We start from the raw sequence: 6608 nt of genomic DNA on the forward strand, positions 1-6608 counted from the left end.
GGCGATGGGCTCAGCGGGCTTCGACCAGCCCTTGGCGAACCCGGTTGTAGAGGGTATAGAGCGAGAGCGCGAAGATGACCAGCAAGAGGCCGTTGAGCCAGGTGGCGTTGAGCAGGCCGAACGCAACGCCGGTGCCCAGTACGCCAAAGGCGAATGCCCGGTCGCTCTTGCCCATCGGCCCGTCGTAGCGGCGCGAGGCGCCTGCCAGCGGGCCCATGACGCCGGCGTATTCGCTGAAGGTCGCACTCAGCACCACCAGCACCACCAGGCTGGGCCAGACGCCAGCCAGCAGGGCGAATGGCAAGTACAGCGCGGCGTCGGCGATCACGTCGCACAGTTCGTTGAGGTAGGCACCGAGCCTGGATTGCTGGCCGAATTCCCGCGCTAGCATGCCGTCCACGGCGTTGAGCGCCATGCGCAGCAACATCCACAGCGGGATCAGGATGAACAGCCAGGTGATGTGGCTGAACCCGGCCAGCAGCAGGCCCAGCAGGACCGAGACCAAGGCGGCGGCGACGGTGACCTGGTTGGCGGTGACGCCACGGTCGTAGAGGCGCTTGACGCCGGGCCGGAGCAAGGCCTGGAAGCGGGGTTTGAGCTGGTAGATCGAGGGCACTTGGAACTCCTTTTCGTGGTGCAGCGTGATTGTGGGCAAAGAGCCCCAGTGGCCGCAAGCGCCGGAGCAGATTTACGCCTATTCGTGTAGGAGCGGCCTTGCGTCGCGAACGGGGCGCGCAGCGGCCCCAGATTTCAGGGTCCTCGCAGATATTGCTGGGGCCGCTTCGCAGCCCTTCGCGACGCAAGGCCGCTCCTACAAAAAACGTGCATTGGGCGAAGGTAGCCTCAGCCTGCCAAGCGCTTGACCAAGCCCGCCGCATAGCCGGGCAACGCTGCAAAATCCCGCGCGCACACCATCAATTGGCGGTTGGCCCAGTCCTCGCGAAGCGCCACCCAGTGCAGCGGCAACAGCCCTTGCCAGCGTTGCACCGAAGCCAACGGCACAACGCCGACCCCGGCGCCCCCCGCGACCATGCGCAGCACCCCATCGAAGCCATCGGCTCGTACCCGTACGCGCATCCGCAAGCCTTCACGCAGGGCCTGTTCCTCCAGGTACAAGGCCAATGCGCTGTCTGCTCCCAGCCCGACATGACCATGGGCCAGGCTGTCGATGAAGCTTGGCGCAGGGTGTAACGCCAGCGGATGCGCAAGGGGGGTCACCAACACCAGTGGGTCATCGCGAAAGGGCAGGGTCTGCAAATGCTCGCTGGGCGCCGCAGTCGAAATGATCCCCAGGTCGGCGATGCCTTGGGTAATCGACTGCACGATGCGCAAGCTTGGCAGCTCTTGGACATCGACACTGACCCCGGGGTTCTGTGCCAGATAACTGGCCAGCAATTCGGGCAGGTACTCGGTCAGCGCCGCAGTGTTGCACAACAGCCGCACCTGGCCCTGCAGCCCCTGGGCGTACTGGCCCAGGTCGAATTGCAGGCGCTCCACTTGCTGCGCGATCAGGCGGGCATGCTGCAACAGCGCCTGCCCGGCAGGCGTCGGTTGTACGCCGCGGCGATTGCGCGCTAGCAATTGCGTGCCCAGGGACGCTTCCATCGCGCGGATGCGCGCACTGGCAGCCGGCAGCGACAGATGGCTGCGCCGGGCGCCGGCAGTGATGTTGCCGCATTCCAGGGTGTGCCGGAAAAGCGCGAGGTCGATCAGGTCGAAATGCATGTGCCTCTGTCCTGGCAATAGTCAGGCTGAGTATATGGCAGATTTTCAGCCAGCCTGGCGCACGCCATCATGGCCCTATGAATACCTTGATCGCGTTCTATCAACACATTGGCCCGGCACTGACACTGCTGGTGGTCATCACCTTTCTGCTGGCCGGCACCGTCAAAGGCGTCATCGGCCTCGGCTTGCCGACCATCGCCATGGGCCTGCTGGGCCTGGCTATGCCGCCTGCGCAGGCTGCCGCTTTACTCATCGTGCCGTCGACACTCACCAACCTCTGGCAGCTGGCTGCCGGTGGTCATCTGCGGGTGCTGCTGCGTCGCCTGGGGCCGATGCTGGTGATGATCTGTGTCGGCACCCTGGTTGGCAGCGCATGGCTGGGCATCAACAGTGGCGCGTGGGCCGCGCATGCGCTGGGCGCCGCGTTGCTGGTGTATGCGGTGTATGGGCTGATGGGCCCAGGGTTGCGCGTGGCGCAAGCGCGGGAAGGGTGGCTGGGGCCGCTGTGCGGCTTGGTGACGGGCGTAGTCACGGCCGCTACCGGCGTATTCGTGATGCCGGCAGTGCCGTACCTGCAAAGCCTTGGCCTGAACCGCGACGAGATGATCCAGGCCTTGGGCCTGTCGTTCACGGTCTCGACCCTGGCGCTGGCCCTGGGCCTGGCCGGGCAAGATGCCTTGGGCGGCCAGGCGCTGGGTGCTTCATTGCTGATGCTGGCGCCAGCACTGGTGGGCATGCTGGCGGGGCAGTGGTTGCGTCAGCGCATCAGTGCCGCGCTGTTCAAACGCTGCTTCTTCATTGGCTTGGCCGTGCTCGGCGGCCATCTGCTGATCAACGGTTAGCAGACGAGGCGCTGAGCATGTCGATCAACTGGATATCGAACTCGCGTTCCAGGTAGTCCATACGCTTTTCGAAGAACGCGACCATGTGCGGCAGGGCCGAGTGCACATCCAGTGCAGCTTTGTCCGCCCACACTTCGTAGAACACGAACAGGCTCGGGTCGGCCTTGTCGCGCAGCATGTGGTACTCGATGCAGCCCGGTTCCTGGCGGCTGGGTTCGACATAGGCGCGGAACAGGGTTTCGAAGGCTTCGGCCATTTCCGGGCGGGTCTTGGCTCTGAGGATAAAAGCGTACTGCTCGCTCATGGATCGCTACTCGCTGGTGAATGATGAACCGATTCTAAGGCAATAATTAGCTGGCCATTCGTGATTTGAAGGCAATTGTATTTTGACTCATGGCCGCTGTTTCCCCTGCCGCTGAGTCTCTAATCTGCCGGTCATCCAATTTGACTCGATCCAGGCAGCACGCCCTCGGATCGACATCGCCAAATCGAGGCCAGCATGAAAAACATCCTTCTGCTCAACGGTGGTAAACAGTTCGCTCACTCCGATGGCCGCCTTAACACGACCCTGCACGAAGCGGCGCTCGCGCACCTGGACCGCGCCGGTTTCGACGTGCGGCAGACCTTCATCGATGGCGGCTACGATGTGCGGGAAGAGGTCGAGAAGTTTCTCTGGGCCGACGTGGTGATCTACCAGATGCCCGGTTGGTGGATGGGCGCACCGTGGACGGTGAAGAAGTACATCGATGACGTCTTCACCGAAGGCCATGGCAGCCTGTACGCCAACGACGGCCGTACCCGTTCGGATGCCTCGCAGAAGTACGGCAGCGGTGGCCTGATTCAAGGCAAGCAGTACATGTTGTCACTGACCTGGAACGCCCCGCAGCAGGCGTTTGACGACCCCAGCGATTTCTTCGAGGGCAAGGGTGTGGACGCCGTGTATTTCCCATTCCACAAGTCCAACCAGTTCCTTGGCATGACCGGCTTGCCGACCTTCCTGGCGGTGGATGTGATGAAGCGCCCGGATGTGCCAGCGGCGTTGGCAGCGTATGAAGCGCACTTGGACAAGGTATTTGGCAAAGCTGTGTAAGTTGCCTGTGAAAGGGGCTGCTGCGCAGCCCAATCGCCGGCAAGCCGGCTCCCACAGTGCGTTCGACGACAACCCAAACCCTGTGGGAGCTGGCTTGCCAGCGATTGGGCCGCGCAGCGGCCCCCCTTGCACAGACCCCACCGACCCGCTATGAATCACGGCACACTCCAGCCAAGGCCAAGCGCGTGAAAACCCGATCCGAAGAACTCCAGGTATTCGTCGCTGTGATCGACTGCGGTTCGATCTCTGCTGCTGCCGAGCAGGTGGGCCAGACCCCGTCAGCCGTCAGCCGCACCTTGTCGCGCCTGGAGGCCAAGCTTGGCACCACCCTGGTCAACCGCACCACCCGGCGCATGGACCTGACCGAAGAAGGCCGCTTCTTTCTTGAGCGCTCGCGGCTGATCCTGGAACAGATGGACGCGATGGAAGAGCGCCTGTCGATGAACCACCAGACCGCCACCGGGCGCCTGCGCATCAACGCCGCCGCGCCGTTCATGCTGCACGCCATCCTGCCCTGGATCGGCGAGTTCCGCCGCCAGTACCCCGGCATCGAGCTTGAGCTCAACACCGACGACCTGATCATCGACCTGCTCGAACAGAGCACCGATGTGGCGATCCGTATTGGCGAGCTGGCCGACTCCAGCCTGCACGCCCGCAACCTGGGGTGCAGCCCGGTGCAGGTGCTGGCTAGCCCCGCCTACCTGGAACGCCACGGCACCCCGCAGCGCGTCGAAGACCTGGCCAACCACTGCTTGCTCGGCTTCAGCCAGCCCGAGTCGCTCAACCACTGGCCCTTGCGCCATGCCCAGGGCGACCGCTGGGCGATCCGCCCCGCGCTGATCGCCTCCAGCGGCGAAACCCTGCGCCAGCTGGCGCTGGCCGGGGAGGGCATCGTCAGCCTGTCGCATTTCATGACCCACGAAGACATCCGCAGCGGCCGCCTGCAGGTGCTGCTGGGCGACGCCAACAACGGCTATCGCCAGCCGATCCATGCGGTGTACTACCGCAACACTCAGTTGGCGCTGCGCATCCAGTGCTTCCTCGATTTTATCCAGCGCAAGCTGGCGATGTACGCCTGCTGAGTTGCCTGAACGCGACACATCCTGCCCAAAGGCGGCGAAACTTCCTACGTTGGATTGCACAGTCGACACGCTTCGGCCTTACTGAGTGATCAACAAAAACAACACCAAGGAAGTGTCATGCGTATTGTCCTGTTCCCGACCATGGCCCTCGGAGCCGCGATCCTGACCTGTTCCTCGGCCTATGCAGCCGCCCTGGAAGGTGGCGCGGTGGCTGCGCCCGATCAATATGGTGCACAGGTTGCCGCCGATATCCTGAAAAAAGGCGGCAACGCCGTGGACGCCGCCGTGGCCACGGCATTCACCCTGGCGGTGACCTACCCAGAGGCCGGCAACATCGGCGGCGGTGGCTTCATGACCCTGTTCGTCGACGGCAAGCCCTACTTCCTCGACTACCGCGAAGTGGCGCCCAAGGCAGCCAGCCGCAACATGTACCTGGACGACAAAGGCGAGGTGATCGAGAACCTCAGCCTGGTCGGTGTGCGGGCAGCAGGTGTACCCGGCACGGTGATGGGCCTGTGGGAGGCGCACCAGAAGTTCGGCAAGTTGCCGTGGAGCGAGCTGCTGACGCCGGCCATCGGCTATGCCAAAAACGGTTTCAAGATTGCCGAAAAACAGTACCAGTACCGCAACGATGCCCAAGGCCTGTTCAAGACGGCGACCAACTTCAACGACTACTTCGGCAACATGAAGGTCGGCGAACTGTTCAAACAGCCAGAAATGGCCCAGACCCTCGAGCGCATTGCCGACAAGGGCGTAAGCGAGTTCTACCAGGGCAAGACCGCCGACCTGCTGGTGGCGCAGATGCAGGCCGACAAAGGCCTGATCACCAAGCAAGACCTCAAGGACTACAAGGCGGTCTGGCGTGAGCCGATGGCCTTGAGCTGGCGCGGTAACGTGGTCTACACAGCGCCGCCTCCAAGCTCCGGCGGCGTCGCCCTGGCCCAGTTGCTGGGCATCAAGGAAGACCGCGCGGCAGACTTCAAGGGCGTGGCGCACAACTCGGCGCAGTACATTCACCTGCTTGCCGAGATCGAGAAGCGCGTGTTTGCCGACCGCGCCGACTACCTGGGCGACCCGGCCTTCACCAAGGTGCCGGTCGATCAGTTGATTGCCAAGGATTACCTGGCCAAGCGCGCCGCGCAGGTCAACCCCAAGGCCATTTCGGTCACCGATGACGTCAAGCCGGGGCTGGAGCCGCACCAGACCACGCACTTCTCCATCGTCGACAAACAGGGCAACGCGGTCAGCAACACCTACACCCTCAACCTCGACTACGGCAGTGGCGTGGTGGTCAAGGGCGCCGGCTTCCTGCTCAACGACGAGATGGACGACTTCAGCGCCAAGCCGGGTGCGGCCAATGCCTTTGGCGTGGTCGGCGGTGATGCCAACGCCATCGAGCCGGGCAAGCGCATGCTGTCATCCATGAGCCCAAGCCTGATGACCCGCGATGGCAAGGTCGAGCTGGTGATCGGTACGCCAGGTGGCTCGCGCATCTTCACCTCGATCTTCCAGGTGATGAACAACCTGTACGACTACGACATGCCGCTGGAAAAGGCGGTAGCGGCGCAGCGTGTGCACCATCAGTTGCTGCCTAAAGACACTATCTACTTCGACAGCTATGCACCGCTGACCGGCGCGGTAGCGGATGACTTGAAGAAAATGGGGTATGTGCTGGAGGACCAGGGCTGGGAGATGGGCGATATCCAGGCGATCCGGGTGAACGGGGACAAGCTGGAAACGGCGTCCGATCCGCGTGGGCGTGGGGTGGGGATGATCGTCAAATAACGACCGCACTTGTGTAGGAGCAGCCTTGTGCTGCGAAGAGGCCAGTGGCAGCCCAGTAAATCTTCGGTGCTGCCACTGGCCTCT

7 protein-coding genes are annotated in these 6608 nt (G+C 63.2%); 4 read left to right on the forward strand and 3 right to left on the reverse strand.

Features of this window, described 5'->3' with window-relative positions; translation table 11 throughout:
• Nucleotides 1-10 precede the first annotated feature (10 nt).
• Nucleotides 11-616: a CDP-alcohol phosphatidyltransferase family protein gene (locus OO306_RS23165; protein ID WP_027595449.1), complete on the reverse strand. Its 606-nt coding sequence runs from the start codon at nt 614-616 to the stop codon at nt 11-13.
• 227 nt (nt 617-843) lie between these two features.
• Nucleotides 844-1725, reverse strand: a complete 882-nt coding sequence (locus OO306_RS23170; RefSeq protein WP_265970020.1) for a LysR substrate-binding domain-containing protein — start codon at nt 1723-1725, stop codon at nt 844-846.
• A 77-nt stretch (nt 1726-1802) separates the two neighbouring features.
• On the opposite strand from OO306_RS23170, the gene OO306_RS23175 reads away from it, so the two are divergent.
• The gene (locus tag OO306_RS23175) at nt 1803-2567 is read left to right on the forward strand and encodes a sulfite exporter TauE/SafE family protein (protein WP_265970021.1); all 765 of its coding nucleotides are present in this window, start codon (nt 1803-1805) and stop codon (nt 2565-2567) included.
• On the opposite strand, the gene OO306_RS23180 is transcribed toward OO306_RS23175, so the two are convergent.
• On the reverse strand, nt 2557-2871 hold the full coding sequence (locus tag OO306_RS23180; protein ID WP_265970022.1) for a putative quinol monooxygenase: 315 nt from the start codon (nt 2869-2871) through the stop codon (nt 2557-2559). The two genes, OO306_RS23175 and OO306_RS23180, sit on opposite strands and share 11 nt — an antisense overlap.
• Nucleotides 2872-3066: 195 nt before the next feature.
• Between OO306_RS23180 and OO306_RS23185 the strand changes: the two genes are divergently transcribed.
• From OO306_RS23185 to ggt, 3 genes are all read left to right on the forward strand, one after another.
• Nucleotides 3067-3657, forward strand: coding sequence for an NAD(P)H-dependent oxidoreductase (locus OO306_RS23185; RefSeq protein WP_265970023.1), 591 nt, complete (start codon nt 3067-3069; stop codon nt 3655-3657).
• A gap of 185 nt (nt 3658-3842) precedes the next feature.
• Nucleotides 3843-4739 (forward strand): LysR family transcriptional regulator, encoded by an 897-nt coding sequence (locus OO306_RS23190; protein ID WP_027595444.1) that lies wholly within the window; start codon nt 3843-3845, stop codon nt 4737-4739.
• Nucleotides 4740-4856: 117 nt separating this feature from the next.
• A complete protein-coding gene (gene ggt, locus OO306_RS23195; protein ID WP_027595443.1) occupies nt 4857-6524 on the forward strand; it encodes a gamma-glutamyltransferase in 1668 nt (555 codons plus the stop codon).
• The last annotated feature ends 84 nt before the right edge of the window (nt 6525-6608 follow it).

It is taken from the genome of Pseudomonas sp. DCB_AW (assembly GCF_026240895.1).
In the GTDB taxonomy this organism is placed as follows: domain Bacteria; phylum Pseudomonadota; class Gammaproteobacteria; order Pseudomonadales; family Pseudomonadaceae; genus Aquipseudomonas; species Aquipseudomonas kermanshahensis.

What these genes read in the sequence shown, in the direction of transcription:
- OO306_RS23170 (WP_265970020.1), bottom strand. Translation starts at nt 1,725, where the DNA reads ATGCATTTCGACCTGATCGACCTCGCGCTTTTCCGGCACACCCTGGAA.
- OO306_RS23175 (WP_265970021.1), top strand. Translation starts at nt 1,803, where the DNA reads ATGAATACCTTGATCGCGTTCTATCAACACATTGGCCCGGCACTGACA.
- OO306_RS23180 (WP_265970022.1), bottom strand. Translation starts at nt 2,871, where the DNA reads ATGAGCGAGCAGTACGCTTTTATCCTCAGAGCCAAGACCCGCCCGGAA.
- OO306_RS23185 (WP_265970023.1), top strand. Translation starts at nt 3,067, where the DNA reads ATGAAAAACATCCTTCTGCTCAACGGTGGTAAACAGTTCGCTCACTCC.
- ggt (WP_027595443.1), top strand. Translation starts at nt 4,857, where the DNA reads ATGCGTATTGTCCTGTTCCCGACCATGGCCCTCGGAGCCGCGATCCTG.